The 17812-nt window shown below is 66.0% G+C and carries 14 protein-coding genes; 5 read left to right on the top strand and 9 right to left on the bottom strand.

Going from position 1 to position 17812, the window contains the following annotated elements:
• The first annotated feature begins 3 nt into the window (after positions 1-3).
• The 3 genes from ACE3RX_RS08035 (at position 4) to ACE3RX_RS08025 (ending at position 3848) form a co-directional block, all read left to right on the top strand.
• The gene (locus tag ACE3RX_RS08035; RefSeq protein ID WP_374482130.1) at positions 4-2199 is read left to right on the top strand and encodes a molybdopterin cofactor-binding domain-containing protein; all 2196 of its coding nucleotides are present in this window, start codon (positions 4-6) and stop codon (positions 2197-2199) included.
• 78 nt (positions 2200-2277) lie between these two features.
• Complete coding sequence (locus ACE3RX_RS08030) at positions 2278-3279, top strand: XdhC family protein (RefSeq protein WP_374482128.1); 1002 nt, start codon at positions 2278-2280, stop codon at positions 3277-3279.
• Positions 3276-3848, top strand: coding sequence for an NTP transferase domain-containing protein (locus tag ACE3RX_RS08025; protein ID WP_374482126.1), 573 nt, complete (start codon positions 3276-3278; stop codon positions 3846-3848). The genes ACE3RX_RS08030 and ACE3RX_RS08025 overlap by 4 nt, the downstream gene beginning before the upstream one ends.
• A 9-nt stretch (positions 3849-3857) precedes the next feature.
• On the opposite strand, the gene ACE3RX_RS08020 is transcribed toward ACE3RX_RS08025, so the two are convergent.
• The 9 genes from ACE3RX_RS08020 to ACE3RX_RS07980 all read right to left on the bottom strand — a co-directional run bounded on the left by ACE3RX_RS08020 (position 3858) and on the right by ACE3RX_RS07980 (position 16669).
• Positions 3858-4556, bottom strand: coding sequence for a DUF3334 family protein (locus ACE3RX_RS08020; protein WP_374482124.1), 699 nt, complete (start codon positions 4554-4556; stop codon positions 3858-3860).
• A 77-nt stretch (positions 4557-4633) separates the two neighbouring features.
• Positions 4634-5728, bottom strand: a complete 1095-nt coding sequence (locus ACE3RX_RS08015) for a M48 family metallopeptidase (protein WP_374482122.1) — start codon at positions 5726-5728, stop codon at positions 4634-4636.
• Between the two features lie 33 nt (positions 5729-5761).
• Positions 5762-6565 carry a TIGR00266 family protein gene (locus ACE3RX_RS08010; RefSeq protein ID WP_079434233.1) on the bottom strand — a complete coding sequence of 268 codons (804 nt, stop codon included), beginning with the start codon at positions 6563-6565 and terminating at the stop codon, positions 5762-5764.
• 212 nt (positions 6566-6777) lie between these two features.
• Positions 6778-8160 carry a sensor histidine kinase gene (locus tag ACE3RX_RS08005; RefSeq protein WP_374482120.1) on the bottom strand — a complete coding sequence of 461 codons (1383 nt, stop codon included), beginning with the start codon at positions 8158-8160 and terminating at the stop codon, positions 6778-6780.
• A complete protein-coding gene (locus tag ACE3RX_RS08000; protein WP_374482118.1) occupies positions 8141-8827 on the bottom strand; it encodes a response regulator in 687 nt (228 codons plus the stop codon). Before ACE3RX_RS08000 ends, ACE3RX_RS08005 begins: the two co-directional genes overlap by 20 nt.
• A 3-nt stretch (positions 8828-8830) precedes the next feature.
• Positions 8831-11929, bottom strand: a complete 3099-nt coding sequence (locus ACE3RX_RS07995; protein ID WP_374482116.1) for an efflux RND transporter permease subunit — start codon at positions 11927-11929, stop codon at positions 8831-8833.
• 12 nt (positions 11930-11941) lie between these two features.
• Positions 11942-13096 (bottom strand): efflux RND transporter periplasmic adaptor subunit, encoded by a 1155-nt coding sequence (locus ACE3RX_RS07990; protein WP_374482114.1) that lies wholly within the window; start codon positions 13094-13096, stop codon positions 11942-11944.
• Positions 13093-14355: a TolC family protein gene (locus tag ACE3RX_RS07985; protein ID WP_374482112.1), complete on the bottom strand. Its 1263-nt coding sequence runs from the start codon at positions 14353-14355 to the stop codon at positions 13093-13095. Before ACE3RX_RS07985 ends, ACE3RX_RS07990 begins: the two co-directional genes overlap by 4 nt.
• Positions 14356-15094: 739 nt before the next feature.
• A complete protein-coding gene (locus tag ACE3RX_RS07980) occupies positions 15095-16669 on the bottom strand; it encodes an ArnT family glycosyltransferase (RefSeq protein ID WP_374482110.1) in 1575 nt (524 codons plus the stop codon).
• Between the two features lie 557 nt (positions 16670-17226).
• On the opposite strand from ACE3RX_RS07980, the gene ACE3RX_RS07975 reads away from it, so the two are divergent.
• The gene (locus ACE3RX_RS07975) at positions 17227-17517 is read left to right on the top strand and encodes a co-chaperone GroES (protein ID WP_374482108.1); all 291 of its coding nucleotides are present in this window, start codon (positions 17227-17229) and stop codon (positions 17515-17517) included.
• 57 nt (positions 17518-17574) lie between these two features.
• A partial coding sequence (locus tag ACE3RX_RS07970; RefSeq protein ID WP_374482106.1) for a TCP-1/cpn60 chaperonin family protein occupies positions 17575-17812 on the top strand: 238 nt, incomplete at its 3' end.

Below are 17812 nucleotides of genomic sequence, written 5' to 3'. Positions count from 1 at the left end.
GACATGACCCAAACCATTCACAACCTCTCCCGCCGCCACTTTCTGCAAGGCTCCGCCGGTTTGACCCTCGGCCTCACGCTGCCGGCTTTCGCCGCCAAGGGCGCGAAGACGGCTGCCGCCGCCGGTACGGGCGCGAGTTTCGAGCCGACCCCCTTCCTGCGCATCGGCGCCGACAACTCGGTGACGGTGATCTCCAAGCACCTCGAAATGGGGCAGGGCACCTACACCGGCCTGGCCACCATCGTTGCCGAAGAGCTCGACGCCGCCTGGTCGCAGGTGCGTGTCGATGGCGCGCCGGCTGATGCCAAGCGCTACAACAACCTGGCTTTCGGCCCCATGCAAGGCACCGGCGGCAGCACCGCGATGGCCAATTCCTGGGAACAGCTGCGCCAGACCGGCGCCGTGGCGCGGGCGATGCTCGTTGCCGCCGCCGCCAAGCGCTGGAACGTGCCGGCCGCCGAGATCAGCGTGCGCGACGGTGTCGTGTCCCACGCGGCCAGCAAGCGTACGGCGACTTTTGGTGAGCTGGCCGATGCCGCCGCCGCCGAGGCCGTGCCGGCCACCGTGGCCCTCAAGGACCCGAAGGATTTCCGCCTCGTCGGCAAGCATGCGCCGCGCAAGGACAGTTTCGCCAAGACCAACGGCACGGCCCAGTTCACCCAGGACGTCCATCTGCCGGGCATGCTGGTGGCGGTGGTCGCCCACCCGCCGCGCTTCGGCGGCAAGGTCAAATCCTTCGACGCCAGCAAGACCAAGGCGATCAAGGGCGTCGTCGATGTGGTGGCGATCCCCAACGGCGTCGCGGTGCTCGCCAAGGACACCTGGAGCGCCAAGAAGGGCCGCGATGCGCTGAGCGTCGAGTGGGACGACAGCGCCGCCTTCAAGCTCGGCAGCGAGGAGATCTTCGCCCGCTACCATGAGCTGGCCCAGACCCCGGGCCTTATCGCCCGCAAGGAGGGCGAGGGGGACGCGGCCCTGGCCGGCGCCGCCAAGATCGTCAAGGCCAGCTACGACTTCCCCTACCTCGCCCACGCGGCGATGGAGCCGATGAACTGCGTCGTGCAATTCACCGGAGACAGCCTTGAAGTGTGGAACGGCGAGCAGTTCCAGACCGTGGACCAGGCCAACCTGGCGGCCATGTTCGGGTTGCCGCCCGAGAAGGTAAACATCCACATGCTGTATGCCGGCGGTAGCTTTGGCCGGCGCGCCTGCAAGGATTCCGACTACGTCAAGGAGGCTGCTGCCATCGTCAAGGCGGCCGGCACCCGAGCGCCGGTCAAGATGGTGTGGCTGCGCGAGGACGACACGAAGGGCGGCTACTACCGGCCGCAGTTCCACCATGCGATGGAGGCTGCGCTGAATGCCGACGGCTCGATCCGCGCCTGGCGCCATCGCCTGGTCGGCCAGTCCATCGCCAAGGGCTCGCCCTTCGAGGCCTTCATGATCAAGGACGGCGTCGATGGACTGTCGGTGGAAGGTGCGGCAACGCTGCCCTACGGCATCCCCAACCTGCAGGTCGAACTGCACACGCCCAGCGACATCACGGTGCCCGTCCTGTGGTGGCGCTCGGTGGGCTCGACGCATACTGCCTATTCCACCGAGACCTTCCTCGACCGGCTGGCGGCCGAGTCGAAGCAGGACCCGGTGGCCCTGCGCCTCAAGCTGCTCGACAAGCATCCGCGCCACGCCGGCGTGCTGCGCCTGGCCGCCGAGAAGGCCGGCTGGGGCACGCCGCTGGCCAAGGGCAAGCCGGGCGAGCGCCGTGGTCGCGGCGTGGCGGTGCATGAGTCCTTCCACTCCTACGTGGCCCAGGTGGCCGAGGTGACGGTGCAGGCCGACGGCAGTCTGCGCGTCGATCGCGTCGTTACCGCGGTGGATTGCGGCGTGGCAATCAACCCGGACGTGATCCGTGCCCAGGTCGAAGGCTCGGTGGGCTTTGCGCTGTCGGCGGCGCTGCATGGCGAGATCACTCTCAAGGATGGCGTCGTGGAGCAGGGCAATTTCGGTGAGTACGCGCCGATCCGCATCAACGAGATGCCGAAGACCGAGGTGTACATCGTGCCGTCTGCCGAGAAGCCGACCGGCATCGGCGAGCCCGCCGTGCCGCCGGTGGCGCCGGCTGTGGCCAACGCGATCGCCGCCGCCACCGGCAAGTGGCTGACTCGCCTGCCCTTCCGCTCCGATGAGCTGAAGGCCTGAGCGAGCGCGGTTCCAACCTTCACCACAGGGGCGAGTGCATTCGTCCCTGTGGTCGGTTTTTAGGGAAAGGTTCAAAGCATGGACAGTCAGGATCTCCAGGTCCTCGCCGCGCTGCGCCGCTGGCGCGAGGAAGGACACCGGGCGGCCCTCGTCACCGTCGCCCAGACCTGGGGCTCGGCGCCCCGGCCGGCCGGGGCCTGGATGGCCCTGCGCGACGACGGTCGGGTGCAGGGCTCGGTGTCCGGCGGCTGCATCGAGGACGACATGATCGCCCGCATGCTGGACGGGCGCATCGCCGGCAGCCAGCCCTTCGTCCTGCGCTACGGGGTGACGCGGGAAGAGGCCAACCGCTTCGGCCTGCCCTGCGGCGGTACGCTGGAGTTGGTCGTCGAGCCGGCGCCGGATGCGGCCCAGCTCGCCGAGCTGACGACGCGCATCGAGGCCGGCCAGCTGGTGCGTCGGGAGATCGAGCTGGACAGCGGAGCGGTGCGAATCCTGGATGCCTGCCGCGGCGAAGCCCTGCTGTGGGATGGCACCCGGCTGGGCACGATCCACGGCCCCCACTGGCGCCTGCTGATCATCGGTGCCGGGCAGATCGCCCGCTACCTGGCGCCGATGGCCCAGGCGCTTGATTACGCGGTGAGCGTCTGCGATCCGCGCGAGGAATATTCCGTCGAGTGGGACTTGCCCGGCGCGCCGCTGGTGGCCGGCATGCCCGACGACGCGGTGCTGGCGATGGGGCCCGATCCCCACACCGCCATCGTCGCGCTGACCCACGACCCCAAGCTGGACGACATGGCCCTGCTGGAGGCGCTCAAGTCGCCGGCCTTCTATGTGGGCGCGCTGGGTTCGCGGGTGAACAACGCGGCGCGCAAGGAGCGTCTGCTCAAGTATTTCGACCTGTCGGAAGGGGAGGTCGGGCGCCTGCACGGGCCGATCGGCATCCATATCGGCAGCCGCACGCCGCCGGAGATCGCGGTGTCCATCCTGGCCGAGATGACCGCGGTGAAGAACGGCGTTGTCGTTCCACGCGCCGAAGCGAGCGCGGTCGCCAGCGTCGGCTGCGGCGTGCGCCCGTGACGGGAGCGGTGGTCGGCCTGCTGCTCGCGGCGGGCCAGGGGCGGCGCTTTGGCGGCGACAAGCTGCTGCATTTGCTGCCGGATGGCACACCGATCGCTGTGGCCGCGGCGCGCCATCTGCGGGAAGCCTGCCCGCAAAGCATCGCGGTGCTCCGCCCGGAGCAGTTTGAACTGGCCGGACTGCTGCAGGCGGAAGGGCTGGAGACGGTCCTCTGTCCGGCCGCGGCGGATGGCATGGGGCACAGCCTGGCCGCCGGCGTGGCGGCCAGTGCCGACGCGGCTGGCTGGGTCGTTGCGCTGGCCGACATGCCGTTCCTCCAAGTCGATACCCTCGTCCGAGTTGTCGATGCCGTCAGCGGTGGTGCGATGCTGGCGGCGCCTTTTCACGACGGGCGGCGTGGCCACCCGGTCGGCTTCGCGGCCCGCTGGCGGGATGAACTGCTGGGCCTCGCCGGCGACGAGGGCGCGCGGGCGATTCTGTCGGCCCACAAGGCGGACCTCCTTGCCATCGAGACCGACGACGCGGGCTGCCTGCGCGACGTGGATACCCCCGCCGACCTGCCCGCCTGAACGTGCAGTTCAGAAGCCGAGGGACTTGAGCAGATCGTCGTGGTCGTCGCCACCGCCGTTGCCAGGGGGGGCTGCAGTGGCTGCATTCGGCGTAGCGTCGGCGGCGTCGATCAGGGCGTCCGGATCGGGGGCGTCCTGGGGTTCGAAGTCGTAGAGCTTGATGAACTCCGTGCGGTCGATCGCCAGTTCCAGGTAGAAGATGTTGTTGCGGCCGGTGTAGAAGGTCACCCGGCGGGTCTCGGGCTGGTCCAGGTGGGTGTCCACGCTGAGCACCACCTGCTTGTTGAGGACCAGCATCTTCGGCTGATTCTGCGTGATGTGGGTCTGCAGCTCACGCCCCACCTGGCCGGTGAAGTCGCCGACGATCTGGTTCATCAGCTCGCCCATCACGTTGCTGACGTCGTCCGAGGTGTAGGAGCTGGCCAGGTCTTCCTTGGCCATCCCCATGTTGAGCATGTAGCTCTCGTACAACTCCATCGCCGACTGGGCCGAGAAGTTGATCACCACCAGTCCGGAGAAGCCGCCATCGAACAGCACGAAGCAGCCGATATCCGGCTTCAGGCAGGTTTTGGTGATGCGCTGGACCATGCCCGAATAGCGGATCTGGCTATGGGTGGCCACGCTGAGAACCTTGGTGACCGAGTTGCAGAGACTCAGCAGCAGGTCTTCGGTGCCGAAGACGACGGGATTTTTTTCTTGTGTGCTCATGCTTTGGCGATGACCCCTAGGGAACAGGGTCCTTATGTTAGCTGACTTGTACTCCCGGGCCGATCATGGCGAACCGTTTAACGTGCGGCTGGCAGTAGGGATTGGCGAACACGATCCCAGTTGACCGGGATTGGGGCGACGTCTCCAGCCGAATGTTGCGCGAGGGCTTTACGCAGCGTATCGATGCGCTCGGCGGTTGCCGGGTGGGTGGAGAAAACCGTCGGCACCGCCGAAGTGGCGGTGCTTTCGCCGCGTGCCAGCGTCTCGAAGAAGCGCAGCATGCCCTGAGGGTCGATGCGCGCCTCGGCCAGGCGTTGCAGGCCGCGGGCGTCGGCTTCCCGCTCGGCATCCCGCGAGAATTTCAGCTCGCCCAGCTGGGCCCCCCAGCTGCCGAGGGCGCCGTAGTCGCCGAACAGCGCCGACACGATGACCCGCAGGCCGGCCGAACGGACGATCTGGCGCAGGCTGTGGCGCAGCTCCACGTGGGCGATCTCGTGGGCCAGTACGCCGGCCACGTCTTCCGCCGAGCTGGCCTGCTTGATCAGTCCCGAATACACCACCACCACGCCGCCTGGGGCGGCGAAGGCGTTGATGTCGGGGCGTTCGGCCAGGTAGAAGCGCAGGTCTTCTCCAGGGCGGGCCAGGCGCTTGCCGATGAGCTGCAGCGCATCCAGCGCCGGGCCCTGTTCGATCAGTTTGCTGTCGAGGCGGGTGCGGGCCAGCACCGCTTCGCCGATCTGCTTCTCGATGGACGGCGGGATGTGTTCGACGACCCGGTCGGCCAGTGGCTCGACGGCCAGGAAGATGCCGGCGATGAGGAGTAGCGGCAGCAGGATCAGTGCCGTCACGCCGAGGCCGAAGCGCCGATGGGTCTTGTGCTGGGCGTGGGCTCCGGCGGCGAACAGGGCCGGCGCGGCGGTGCGTAGCGGCGCGATGGCTTGGTCGGCGACGATCAGCAGGTGCTCGCCGCCTTCGCCTGGCCAGGCGATCGCCCACTGGCTGTGGTTGAAGCCCCGCGCCTCGGCGCGCAGTGCGGCGGCGCTTATGCGCAACGGGTCGGAATCCTCCGGGGCGACGAGCAGATGTCCGCCCTCCCAGCGCAGCAGTGCCGGGTGGCCGTGGGCGTCACCGCTCGGCGGGTAGTAGCGGGCGGAAACCGGTGCATCGCTCATGGGATTACCTTCCAGTCGCTGGCGCGGCGGCGCTCAATCGTCGTCGCCGAGCAGGGAGCCGAGGCCGATGCCGCCGAGCAGCGAGGTGCTTTCCTTGCCGCCACCACCCTGCACCACGCGGGAGGCCATCACGATGCGGTCGGCCATGCGCGATAGGGGCAGGGACTGCAGCCACACCTTGCCGGGCCCGGTGAGGGTGGCGAAGAACAGGCCTTCGCCGCCGAACAGGGCGGTCTTGATTTTGCCGGCGTACTGGATATCGAAATCGACGCTGGGCTGGAAGGCCACCACGCAGCCAGTGTCCACCCGCAGGGTTTCGCCGGGGGCGAGGGTCTTTTCGAGCAGGGTGCCGCCGGCATGGATGAAGGCCATGCCGTCGCCGTCCAGCTTCTGCATGATGAAGCCTTCTCCGCCGAACAGGCCGACGCCGATCTTCTTCTGGAAGGCGATGCCGAGGGAGACGCCCTTGGCGGCGGCGAGGAAGGAGTCCTTCTGGCAGATCAGCGTGCCGCCGACCGTGGACAGGTCCACCGGCACGATCTTGCCGGGGTAGGGGGCGGCGAAGGCGACCCGGCGCTTGCCGCTGCCCTCGTTGTGATAGATGGTGGTGAACAGGCTCTCGCCGGTTAGCAGGCGCTTGCCGGCGCCGAGCAGCTTGCCGAACAGGCCGCTCTGCTGGGCCGAGCCGTCACCGAAGATGGTGTCCATCTGGATCCCGTCCTGCATGTACATCATCACGCCGGCTTCGCCGACGGCGGCCTCGCCCGGGTCGAGCTCCACCTCGACGTACTGCATTTCGTTTCCGAAGATTTCGTAATCGACGACATCCATGGCCATGCTGGGGATCTCCATCCGGTAGGCGGTAAAGGGGCGCGCGGCAAGCGCAAGCCGTGCCGCGCGCGTTCGGCGCATACGGTACGGGTAAGGCCGCCATCTTTCAATGCCCGTTTTGCATGGGCATGAAAATGCCAGCCACTTGAGCGCGGCATGGGGGGATGCGGATGGGGGCGGGCGTTGCCGCGGCGTGGGCAGCGCCTGGTCGCCGGGTGTCAGGGCGAGGAGGGGATCGCCGGCAGGCGGACCTGCAGCCGGGCGCCCTGACCGTCGCTCGGGGCGAGGGCGCAGACTTCGCCGCCGAAGCCGCGGGCGATCTCGCGCACGATGGCCAGCCCCAGGCCGCTGCCCTGGCCCGTGGTGCCGGGCAGGCGGAAGAAGCGTTCGAAGACGCGTTCGCGGGCGTCGGCGGGGATGCCTGGGCCGTTGTCCTCCACGTCAATGAGGACGTCGTCGCCCTGCTGACGGCAGCGGATTGTCACTTCGCCCTTGGCCGGCGTGTAGTGGATGGCGTTGATCACCAGGTTGGCAATGGCCTCGCCGAGCAGCAGCTTGTCGCCGCTGACCGCGGCGGCCTGCAGTTCGAAGCCCAGATCGATGTGGTGGGCTTCGGCCAGGCGGATCCATTCCGGACTGCGTTCGCGGATCAGCTCGGGCACGTCGATGGGGGCTGCCAGGCCGGCGTGACGGCCGCTGGGTTCCGCCGACAGCAGCACCAGCATTTGATTGACCAGGTGGCCGAGACGCTCGATGGCGCTGATGCATTGTGCGCAGCGGGCTTCCCGCACGTTGGCGTCGTTCTCCCGCTGCAGCAGTTCGAGCTGGGTGCGGACGCCGGCCAGGGGCGTGCGCAGCTGGTGGGCCGCGTTGGCGACGAAGCGTTGCTGGGCCGCTGCCGCCTGTTCAAGGCGGTCGAGCACGAGGTTGAATTCGTCGACCAGCGGGCGGATCTCGGTCGGGGCGGAGGCCGCGTCCAGCGGCTGAAGGGCACGGTGCCCCATCCGCTTCAGCGCGGCGCGGATATCTTCCACCGGCAGTAGGGCATGGCGGATGCCGAACCAGATGGTCAGGCCGGTGGCGCCGGCGAAGAAGATCAGCGGCAGGGCCAGCGCGAAAGTCAGGTCTACGCGCAGCCGATCACGCTTGCGGGTGGTTTCGGCGGTGACGAACAGGAAGGTTTCGCCGGCGATGGTGCGGCGCAGGGTGCTGACCCGGATCGGGTGGCCACGGAAGTGGGAGTCGAAATTGAGTCGCTCCTCGCCGTCGGATTCCGCGTTGTCGTTTGGACTGGCATGGGGCAGGCCGATGTCGCCGGCGACGAAACGCTCATTGGGGCCGAGGACCAGGAAGTACACCTCGTCCACCCGGTCGGTGCGCAGCACCTGTTCGGCGGCGGCCGGGAAGACGAAGCGCGGCTCGCCGCCGATGACTTCCAGGTGGGGCACCAGGGCCAGGCCGGCATCGGCCAGGGCCTGGTCGAAGGCTTCCATCGCCGGCTGGTGGATCAGGTGGTAGGCCAGCGGCAGGAAGGTCGCCACGGCGAGGCCGGCTGGCAGCAGCAACCACAGCAGCAGCGCCTTACGCAGGCTTCGCGTCATGGGGCATGTCTTCGAGCATGTAGCCCAGGCCGCGTACGGTGCGGATGCGGATGCCCGCCGGCTCCAGCTTGGTGCGCAGGCGGGAGACATAAACCTCGACGGCGTTCTCGCTCATGTCCTCGTCCCAGGAGCAGACGGCAGCGACGATGCGTTCCTTGCTGAGGACACGCTCCAGGTTGTCGAGCAGGAAGGTCAGGATCGCCCATTCACGTTGCGGCAATTCCAGCGGCTGGCCGTCCAGCCAGGCCCGGTGGGCTTCCTCGTCGAGCACCAGTGGGCCGAATTCGCGTCGGGCGCTGCCCTGGCCGCGGCTGCGGCGGGCCAGCGCATTGACGCGGGCGAGCAGTTCGACCGCCGCGAAGGGTTTGGTGAGGTAGTCGTCGGCGCCCAGGTTGAGGCCGCGCACTCGTTCATTGAGAGCGTCGCGGGCGGTCAGCATCAGCACGTGGATGGGATTGTGGCGGGCCCGCAGGCGGCTCAGCAGCTCCAGCCCATCCATGCCGGGGAGGCCGATGTCGAGCACTAGCAGGTCGAATTTCTCGGCAGCCAGTGCAGCTTCCGCCAGTTCGGCGGTGCCCACGTAGTCGGTGGTGAAGCCGGCACCGCGCAGCAATTGCGCAACGCCGTCGGCCAGTAGGGGGTCGTCTTCGACGATAAGGATGCGCATGGTTTATCTCTCTTCCCGCTGTGCTTCCTTGGGACCGCCGAAGGACAGCAATACCGGGAGCAGCAGCAGGGTGAAAATGGTGGCGCTGACGATGCCGCCGACAATCACCACCGCGAAGGGGCGTTGAGTTTCCGAGCCGATGCCGTGGGACAGGGCTGCCGGCAGCAAGCCGAGGCCGGCCATCAAGGCGGTCATCACGATGGGGCGCAGGCGCAGCATGGCGCCGTCGAGGATGGCCTCGGTGCGGGTGGCGCCGCGGCGGGCGATCTCCATGACCTGTTCGACCATGATCACGCCGTTCTGCACCGAGATGCCGGCCACCGCGATGAAGCCCACCGCCGCCGAGACCGACAGGTGCAGGCCGGCGATGCCCAGCCCGGCGAAGCCGCCGATCAGCGTGAAGGGCACCATCGCCAGCACCAGCAGTGCCGGGCGGATGTCCTTGAAAGCCCAGAACAGCAGCGAGAAGATCGCCCCGAGGGTGATCGGCACGATGACTTTCAGGCGCCCCATGGCGCGCTGCTGGTTCTCGAACTGGCCGCCCCAGGTGACCGAGTAGCCGGCGGGCAGGGACACTTCTGCGGCCACCTTTTTCTGGGCTTCAGCGACGAAGCTGCCCTGATCGCGGCCGCGCAGGTTGGCCTTGACGATCACGTTGCGGCTGCCGGCTTCGCGTTGGATGCGCGAGGCGCCCTGGCGCAGCTCGATGTCGGCCAGGTCGCCGAGGGGAATGCTGCCCTTGCCGTCGGGCAGGGCCACCGGCAGGTGGGCAATGTCGTCCACCTGGTCGCGGTACTGCGGGCCAAAGCGCAGGGTCACGTCGTAGCGCCGCTCGCCGTCGTAGTACACGTTGACCGCGCTGCCGCCGAGGGCGGTCTGGATCATCGCGTTCACGTCGTTCACCAGGATGCCGTAGCGGGCCAGGGCTTCACGCCGCAGGCGGATGTCCACTTCGCTCTGGCCGCCCACCGGCAGGGCTGCCACGTCGGCCGAACCCTGGATGTGGTTGAGAACGGTGGCGATTTCCTGGCCCTTGGCTTCCAGCACCTGCAAGTTGGGGCCGAAGACCTTGACCGCCAGCTCGCCCTTGGCGCCGGACAGGGATTCCTCCACGTTGTCCTCGATGACCTGCGAGAAGTTGGACGGCAGGCCGGGAATGGTCGCCAGCTTGGCGGCCATGCTGTCGATCATCGCGTCCTTGCTGGCGAAGCGCCATTCGCCATGAGGCTTGAGGTCGGCGAGGATTTCCAGGTTGTTGGGGCCCTTGGGGTCGGTACCATCATCCGGGCGGCCGACCTGGGTGATTACCGTCTTCACCTCCGGGTAGCTCAGCATGATGGTCCTGACCTTGCGCTCGATCTCCTTGGTGTTGGTGAGGGAGGAGGACTGGGGCAGGGTGACGGTCAGCCAGATGTTGCCTTCGTCGAGCTTGGGCAGAAATTCCGAGCCGAGCAGCGGCGCCAGCGCCAGCGCGACGACCAACGAAATGCCGGACAGGCCGATGGTCACGGCCCGGTGGGATTGCAGGCGGACCAGGAGGTCGCGGTAGCTGTGCTGCAGCTTGTGCAGCCAGGCGCTTTCCTTCTCGGCCATGTCCTTGTTGAGGGCGAAGGACAGCAGCGTCGGCACCAGGGTCAGGGTCAGGATCAGGCCGCCGAGCAGGGCGAATGACAGGGTCAGGGCCACTGGGGTGAAGATGCGCCCTTCGACCCGCTGGAAGGTGAAGATCGGCAGGAAGGCGACGATGATGATGGCCTTCGAGAACAGGATTGGCGAACCCAGCTCGATGCAGGTCTGCTTGAGGGCGTGGATGCGCCGGCCGACCGGCGAGCTGATGCCGTGGTGTTCGCTGCGGGCGTCGAAGGCCAGGCGCACCATCAGGGCCTCCACCATCACCACCGCGCTGTCGATGATGACGCCGAAGTCCACCGCGCCGAGCGAAATGAGGTTGGCCGACACGCCCAGCGCATGCATCAGGATGAAGGCGAACAGCAGGGACAGCGGAATCACAGCGGCGACGATGATGGCCGCCCGCAGGTTGCGCAGGAAGACCAGCAGGATCGCGGTGACCAGCACCGCGCCGACCAGCAGGTTCTCGCCGACGGTGGCCACCGTGTGGCCAATCAGCTCAGTGCGCTGGTAAATCGGGCGGACCTTGTAGCCTTCCGGCAGGCGCGCGTTGACCTCGTCCACCTTGGCGCGCAAGGCTTCGACGACCTTGGCGGCATTGCCACCCTTGGTCATCTGCACGATGCCCTCGATGACGTCGTCGCGGTCATTGAAGGCGACGATGCCCGAGCGCGGACGGGCGCCGGCGACCACTTCGGCCACGTCGCTGATGCGCACCGGCTTGCCTTCGCGGGCCACCACGACCACGTCGCGGATATCGTCGAGGTTGCTGAAGAGGCCCAGCGAGCGCACCACCAAGGCTTCGTCGCCACGCCGCAGCAGGCCACCGCTGCCGTTGCCGCTGGCACCGACGAGGGCCTTGCTGACATCGTCCAGGCTGACGCCATATTTGCGCAGCAGATCCGGCTCGATGCGCACCTGCACCTCACGGATCGAGCCACCGAAGCTGACAACGTCGGCGATGCCCGGCACGATGCGCAGGGCCGGACGGATGGTCCAGTCCTGGATCGCGCGGACTTCCTCCTGCGAGGCACTGGGGGGCGCATCCAGCACGTAACGGTAGATCTCGCCGACCGCGGTGGTCAGCGGCGCCAGCGTGGGTTGCACACCCGGTGGCAGATTGACGGTCTGCAGGCGCTCCAGCACCTGCTGGCGGGCGAAGTAGTCGGCGGTTTTCTCGTTGAAGGTGAGGGTGACCACCGACAGGCCGGTGATCGACACCGAGCGCAGTTGTGTCATGCCCGGCACGCCGCTCATTTCCCGCTCGATCGGTAGCGTGACGGTGCGCTCGACTTCCTCCGGCGCCTGGCCGATGGCCTGGGTGACCACCTGAACCTGCACGTCCTGAACGTCCGGGAAGGCTTCGATGGAGATCTGGCTGAAGGAGTACAGGCCATAACCGAGCAGGGCCAGCGCGGCGATGATGACGAAGGCACGCTGGCGCAGGACGGCGGTGATGATGGAGTCGAACATGCCGGGACGTCCTTAGCGGGAGCTGCTGGCCAACTCGGCGTTGAGGAGCAGGGCGCCGACGCCGACGACCTTCTCGCCGGCCTTGATGCCCTGCCAGACATAGGCGTAGCTGCGGGTCTGCACCGCCAGCGTGACCTCACGCTTCTCGAAGACGCCGGGTTCCCGTTCGACGAAGACGTAGTTCTTGACGCCTTCCACCAGCAGCGAGCCGGTCGGGATCTTCGGCAACTCACCCTGGTTGTCGGCGAGGATGCCGACCTTGGCGTACATCTCGGGCTTGAGCAGGCCTTCCCGGTTGTCGACGGCGACCCGCGCCTGCACACGGCGGGTCTGTGGGTCGAGGGTCGGCGCAACGCGCACGACCTTGCCTTCGAAGCTGCGGTGCGGGTAGGCGGAAACCTCGATCTGGGCGGACTTGCCGACGGTCACCAGCGGCAGGTCGCGTTCGGGCACGTCGACGAGCACCGACAGGCGGCTCATGTCGGTGATGACGAACAGCGGCTCGTCGGTATCGGGGCGGACCTCCATCGCCGGGTTGATGCGCCGGGTGGCGACGATGCCGGCGATTGGGGTACGCAGCACATAGCGCTCTCCGCCCTGAGCCGCACCGCTGCCCTGCGTCAGGTTGGCGAGGCGCAGGCGGGCACGCTCGACCTCGGCCTGGGCCTGATGCCAGTCGGACTGGGCTGCTTCGAGATCCCGCTTGGGGACGACTTCCGCATCGAAAAGGCTCTTGCTGCGCTCGAAGGCGGCTTTCTTCTGGTGGGCGTCGGCCTGGGCCTTGGCCAGGTCGGCGGCGGCGGTACCCAGTTCGGGTGCGTCGAGGACTGCGAGAACCTGGCCGGCCTTGACCTGGTCGCCGATGTTGGCGCGGATCTCCAGCACGCGGCCGGCGATCGGCGCGAACAGACGGGCGGTGGCGTTTTCGTCGTAGGCGACGCGGGCGGCCAGCGGTTCGTCCAGCGGCACCGGCGCGACCTCGGCCCGCTCGACCTTGATCTGGGCGAGTTGCGGGGCGGCAGTCGGGAAGCGCAGCACGCCGGGTTCGGCGGAGGGCTTCATGACCACCGGTTCGGCAGCGCCTTCGTCCGCGCCGTTGTGGAGGTAAACGTAGGCTCCGCCGGCGGCGGCCAGGGCCAGTGCGATGACGATCAGTCTGGTTTTCATTGCGGGGTGTCTCCGGCCAGGCGCAGCAGCAGGGCGGCGCGGGCGAGGTCGGCGCGGGCCTGGATGGCCTCGATGCGGGTGGCGCGCAGGGTGCGCTGGGTGTCGAGATAGTCGGTGAGGCTCATGCCGCCCTTCTGGATGGCGATGTCGGCGCCCCGTCCGGCCCGTTCGGCGGCGGGCAGCACGACGTCGCGGAGGCGCGTGAAGCGGGTGGCGCTGGCCGCCTGCTCGGCGCGCAGGCGGGCCTGTTCGCTGCTGGCGCCGGCCTGGGTGGCGACGAGTTGCTGCTCGGCGGCGCCGTAATCGGCTTCGCTTCGGGCGATGTCGCCGCGGTAGTCGTTGCCGAGGAATAGCGGAATGGACAGGCTGAGGCCGTAGGCGTTTTCGGCGACCGCGTTGTTGGTGTTGGCGGGTGTGTGTTCGTACTGAACGCCGATCGACACGTCGCGGGTACGCTGGGCGCGTGCCACTTCGCGCAGGGCGTTGGCCTGCGCGACGCGCTGGCGGGCTGCCACAACGTCGTAGCGCTCGCCCGCGACGGAGGCTGCCGGCGCCGGCAGGGCGTCCGCGCCCGGCCATTCGTCGGTGGTGTCCAAACGATCTGCGGGGACCCGGTTGCCGAGCAGCAGTGCCAGCGCGACGCGGGCGCGGGACAGATCCAGGCCCGCTTGGACGGCATCATTGGCAACGCGGGCGGCATCAGCGGCGAAGCGTGCTACGTCCACCCCGGCCAGGTCGCCAGCCTTGCCGCGCAACTCTGCCGCATCGGCCGCGCGGCGGGCGAGGGCCGCGTTTTCGTCGGCGATGCGGCGGATCTCGCGGGCGGCGCGCAGGTCGATCCACGCATTGGCCAAGTCGCCGCGGGCCAGGCGGATGGTGTTGTCCAGGTCGGCCTGGGTGGCCGTCAGGTTGCTCTCGGCAGCCCGCAGGCGCAGCGTGCGTTTGTCACCGCGCTCGAAGACCTGATCGATACGCACGACGTTGTCGGTCGGGTGCTTCCAGTAGCCGCCGCTGCCCTTTTGGCCGGGATCGACCGAGGTTGCGCCTATCGTCAGTTGCGGGTTAGGTCGGGCGGCTGCGATGTCGATGCCGGCGCGGGCGCCGGCCAGTGCCGCACGGGCCTGGACGATGGCCGGATTGGCCTCGAGCAGCAGGCGGTCGGCGTCGGCAAGGCTCAGGGGCTGGAAGTCGGCGGCCTGAACCAGGCAGGGGAGGGGCAGCACGAGGGCGGCCAGGACGAAACAGGAGCGGAAACGCATGCCGGAATCCGGGATGGGACAGTCATCCTAGTCTAGGAAGACTTTCTGTCGATGAACTTACTTTTTTCTTGCACGGAGCTTGCGTTCGGGCGGCTGGATCGGTCTGGACACGCCTTTGTCCCGACGCGGTGGGGATTCCAGCAACGCAATATTCGTTAGCTTTATCCACTTTTTGAATGACGACCCGTCGGCATGGACCTCGCTGGTCGCGAAGCACTTACCTTGCTCCGATTGGCAAGAAAGGGTCTCATTGGACAGCAGCGCATTTCACTCGTGATTCCCGTCTATGCGGCGAAGATAGGACGCTCCAGACGTTGATCGGGGAAATCGTGCCGCTGACGGACCGCAAACCAGATCCGCCGGCAACCCCTACTTAATCGGAGAGGTGCTGCTGGTTCTCAACTGCAGCCCAGACCGCCCCGGCCTGACGCTGGAGTCGCTCGGAGCAACTCGTCTAAGCGAAGCCGGCCAATTCGCCACCCCGTGGTTGGCTGCGCAACCTTTTCAGTCGCACAGCGAAGGCAATCAGTTCCCGCTTGCTCGGCTCCGCCCGGATGCGCGCTATCTCCCGGACAGGAACTCGCTTGTTCGTACCGGCCAGCCGATTGTGTTGGCATGAAGAGCCGCCAGCCTGGCTGTACAGCTCGCTGGCGCGGTGAGTGTGTTTTCGAAGCAATCGAGACAAGCGGAGCGCCGCGAGAGTGGGTAATCCTGATGTCCTACACGCATACTCGGCCGATTACTGGGAGGGCGGCTGGCTGCTCCCGTGTACGCGATAAAGTGCATATTTACCGCGACGTTCCACCAAGGTTGTGTTGACCTGCAACCAACCGATCGCATCCCAGTTGGGAAGCCAGACAGAATAGTCCGTGGGGAGTACAAGTAAGTAATTCTCCCCAGCTGTTTGCATTGGCTGTCGGAACGATCTAACTGTCCGTGAAGATAGATACGTTATCGGATACGCTGCCGGTTCCATTAGGGCGTGAATGGTGGCGGACGGAGGAAGAGCGGCTACCAAACTGGCCATCGCTTCCTGGTCTTTGCGCGCAGTGAAGATATTCTGGGGAATTCCGAGGCTCGACTGGCGAGCAGTCTCGTAAACCAATTCTAGAGAGTCTCCGACCGCTAGCATGCGCACGTTGAGCAAGCCTTGGGTTGCGCATATGAGGATTATCGTCAGATGACCAATCATGGCCGTCTTCATCCGTAGGACGCGTCCGAGGGCCGACACGCCGAGCAGGACAGCGGTCAGCCACAGCAGAGGAATGGCTGGCCACAGATAACGGATGTGCGAGATCGGAGCCTTTAGCACCCAGGAGAGCCATCCCGCGCTACCTGCTAGCAATAAGAAGCCGCATAGCCTGGTGATGTCTTGGTCGCTCTCCTTCTGAAGCTCCAGTCGGCTTGCGAACCAGCCAACCAGTGCCACAATGGCCGCCGTGGGGATGATTCCATTCGCAACGGTCAGATAGTTCAACCGTAGCATGACTCCCGGAAATGGGACGCCGATACCGCTCGACAGGCCCGTCGCAACAAGGAACTTGCTCCACGGGGTGTCGCCGAAGGCGTAAACATACATTCCTACGCATCCTGCGAAGACCAGCACAGCCGCCGTGATTGCCATCAGCGGGTAAACGAAGCGCGCAATCCAGCCCCGGTGTGCGATGGCTGACCAGACCAGAATGGCTGGCAGCATTGAGAGGCAGGTCATGCGGGTAGCGCAGGCGAGCCCGAACAGTGTGCCTCCCAGGAGAGCCATGCTTAAGGACTGAGTTCCAGAGCGCACCCAGAATAGTGAGGCCAGCAGAAATATAGTTGTGGCAATGATCTCCGAGGTCGCGAGGGACGCTTGCAGCAGAAAGCCAGGCGCCGTCACGAACAGAGCTGTGCCTGCAGCGGCGAGAACCCGGTCCTTGACATGGCGCTCAATAAGTTTGAACACCACGATCAACAGAACAAGTGTGACACCGATCGAAGCAAGGCGATGGGCGAGGATGTCTCCGCTCCGCCATAGGGCGATAAGGCCGTGTAGCACGAAGTGCAATCCGCCCGTCGTCGTGATCGGCTTGTCCACGGCACTTGTCGGAGGAAGCGGTATGCCAAGTGCCTTCATGGTGCTCATGAGGTTCCAAACCTCGTCGGGCTCCACGGTCAGGATGAATGCTCCGAAGACAAAAGACAGGCAGAAGCATACGACGATCGCAAAATATACCAGCGATAGCAAAGGCAGTTTCTTTATAGGCATTTGAGCAACCACTTCGTTATCGCCTTCTGAGCATGCGGTCGAGCGTTGTAGGCTTTGATGAAGAGCCAAGCATCCACATCAATGATGAATAGTCTCGCCTGCAGATCTTGATATTTATGCTTGTTTCAAGAATTGCCTGCAGAGGGAAGGTGGCGGGCAGATCCCTTCCCTTGAGCTGTGCGTTTGTGCTTGGTATGCGAGTGACGCGGTCTCCATGGGGGGAGGCATGCTATCGGATGTGTTATAGCTGTGCAATATTTCAGGTTCGTCGCAAGCAATTGATTCTCCGCTGGATTGGCTGTGTGGAGAGCGCGCGTTGCTTACGGCCTCGGAGCGGTCTTGTCCGGCTTTTAATGCTTGGCGCGCATCAACGCGCTGTGTTGGGTACGGTGCCGCGGCCCCTCCCGATGGGAGCCCCCCTCCCTCATACGAAGTTGTTCATCCCCGGTTTTTGAAAAAGCTTTCTACTCGTACTTGAAAAGCGTTCTGGGCGACCCTATTATTAGCACTCGTTGGGGGTGAGTGCTAACAAGCGTCGTCCCCGGTCCTCGCCAAGACCTGAATTGGCAAACGTATTTTTCCGTCGGGCAGCCTTGCCCGGTTTGAAACGAGTAGGAGATCTATAGATGAATATCCGTCCCTTGCATGATCGCGTGATCGTCAAGCGCGTTGAAGCCGAGCGCACCACTTCCAGCGGCATCGTGATCCCCGATTCCGCCGGCGAGAAGCCCGATCAGGGCGAGATCCTGGCTGTCGGCAACGGCAAGATCCTCGAGAGCGGCGAAGTGCGCAAGATGGATGTCAAGGTTGGTGATCGCGTGCTGTTCGGCAAGTACGCCGGCCAGACCGTCAAGGTCGATGGTCAGGAACTGCTGGTCATGCGTGAAGAAGACATCATGGGCGTGCTCGAGGCCTGAGCCTCGCTACCCGCGTCTTCCCTAGTCCTTAGATAAAGAATTCCGGAGAAACACTAAATGGCAGCTAAAGAAGTCAAGTTTGGCGATTCCGCTCGTGCCCGCATGGTTGAAGGCATCAACGTCCTGGCCGACGCGGTCAAGGTTACCCTGGGCCCCAAGGGCCGCAACGTGGTGCTCGAGCGCTCCTTCGGCGCCCCGACCGTGACCAAGGACGGTGTGTCCGTGGCCAAGGAAATCGAGCTGAAGGACAAGTTCGCCAACATGGGCGCCCAGATGGTCAAGGAAGTCGCTTCCA

The organism is Zoogloea sp., from assembly GCF_041914405.1.
Taxonomy (GTDB): Bacteria; Pseudomonadota; Gammaproteobacteria; order Burkholderiales; family Rhodocyclaceae; genus Zoogloea.
The sequence above is the reverse complement of the archived record's forward strand: the minus strand, read 5'-3'. Positions and strand labels throughout refer to the sequence as shown.

What these genes read in the sequence shown, in the direction of transcription:
- ACE3RX_RS08035 (WP_374482130.1), top strand. Translation starts at nt 4, where the DNA reads ATGACCCAAACCATTCACAACCTCTCCCGCCGCCACTTTCTGCAAGGC.
- ACE3RX_RS08030 (WP_374482128.1), top strand. Translation starts at nt 2,278, where the DNA reads ATGGACAGTCAGGATCTCCAGGTCCTCGCCGCGCTGCGCCGCTGGCGC.
- ACE3RX_RS08020 (WP_374482124.1), bottom strand. Translation starts at nt 4,556, where the DNA reads ATGAGCACACAAGAAAAAAATCCCGTCGTCTTCGGCACCGAAGACCTG.
- ACE3RX_RS08015 (WP_374482122.1), bottom strand. Translation starts at nt 5,728, where the DNA reads ATGAGCGATGCACCGGTTTCCGCCCGCTACTACCCGCCGAGCGGTGAC.
- ACE3RX_RS08010 (WP_079434233.1), bottom strand. Translation starts at nt 6,565, where the DNA reads ATGGCCATGGATGTCGTCGATTACGAAATCTTCGGAAACGAAATGCAG.
- ACE3RX_RS08005 (WP_374482120.1), bottom strand. Translation starts at nt 8,160, where the DNA reads ATGACGCGAAGCCTGCGTAAGGCGCTGCTGCTGTGGTTGCTGCTGCCA.
- ACE3RX_RS08000 (WP_374482118.1), bottom strand. Translation starts at nt 8,827, where the DNA reads ATGCGCATCCTTATCGTCGAAGACGACCCCCTACTGGCCGACGGCGTT.
- ACE3RX_RS07995 (WP_374482116.1), bottom strand. Translation starts at nt 11,929, where the DNA reads ATGTTCGACTCCATCATCACCGCCGTCCTGCGCCAGCGTGCCTTCGTC.
- ACE3RX_RS07990 (WP_374482114.1), bottom strand. Translation starts at nt 13,096, where the DNA reads ATGAAAACCAGACTGATCGTCATCGCACTGGCCCTGGCCGCCGCCGGC.
- ACE3RX_RS07985 (WP_374482112.1), bottom strand. Translation starts at nt 14,355, where the DNA reads ATGCGTTTCCGCTCCTGTTTCGTCCTGGCCGCCCTCGTGCTGCCCCTC.
- ACE3RX_RS07975 (WP_374482108.1), top strand. Translation starts at nt 17,227, where the DNA reads ATGAATATCCGTCCCTTGCATGATCGCGTGATCGTCAAGCGCGTTGAA.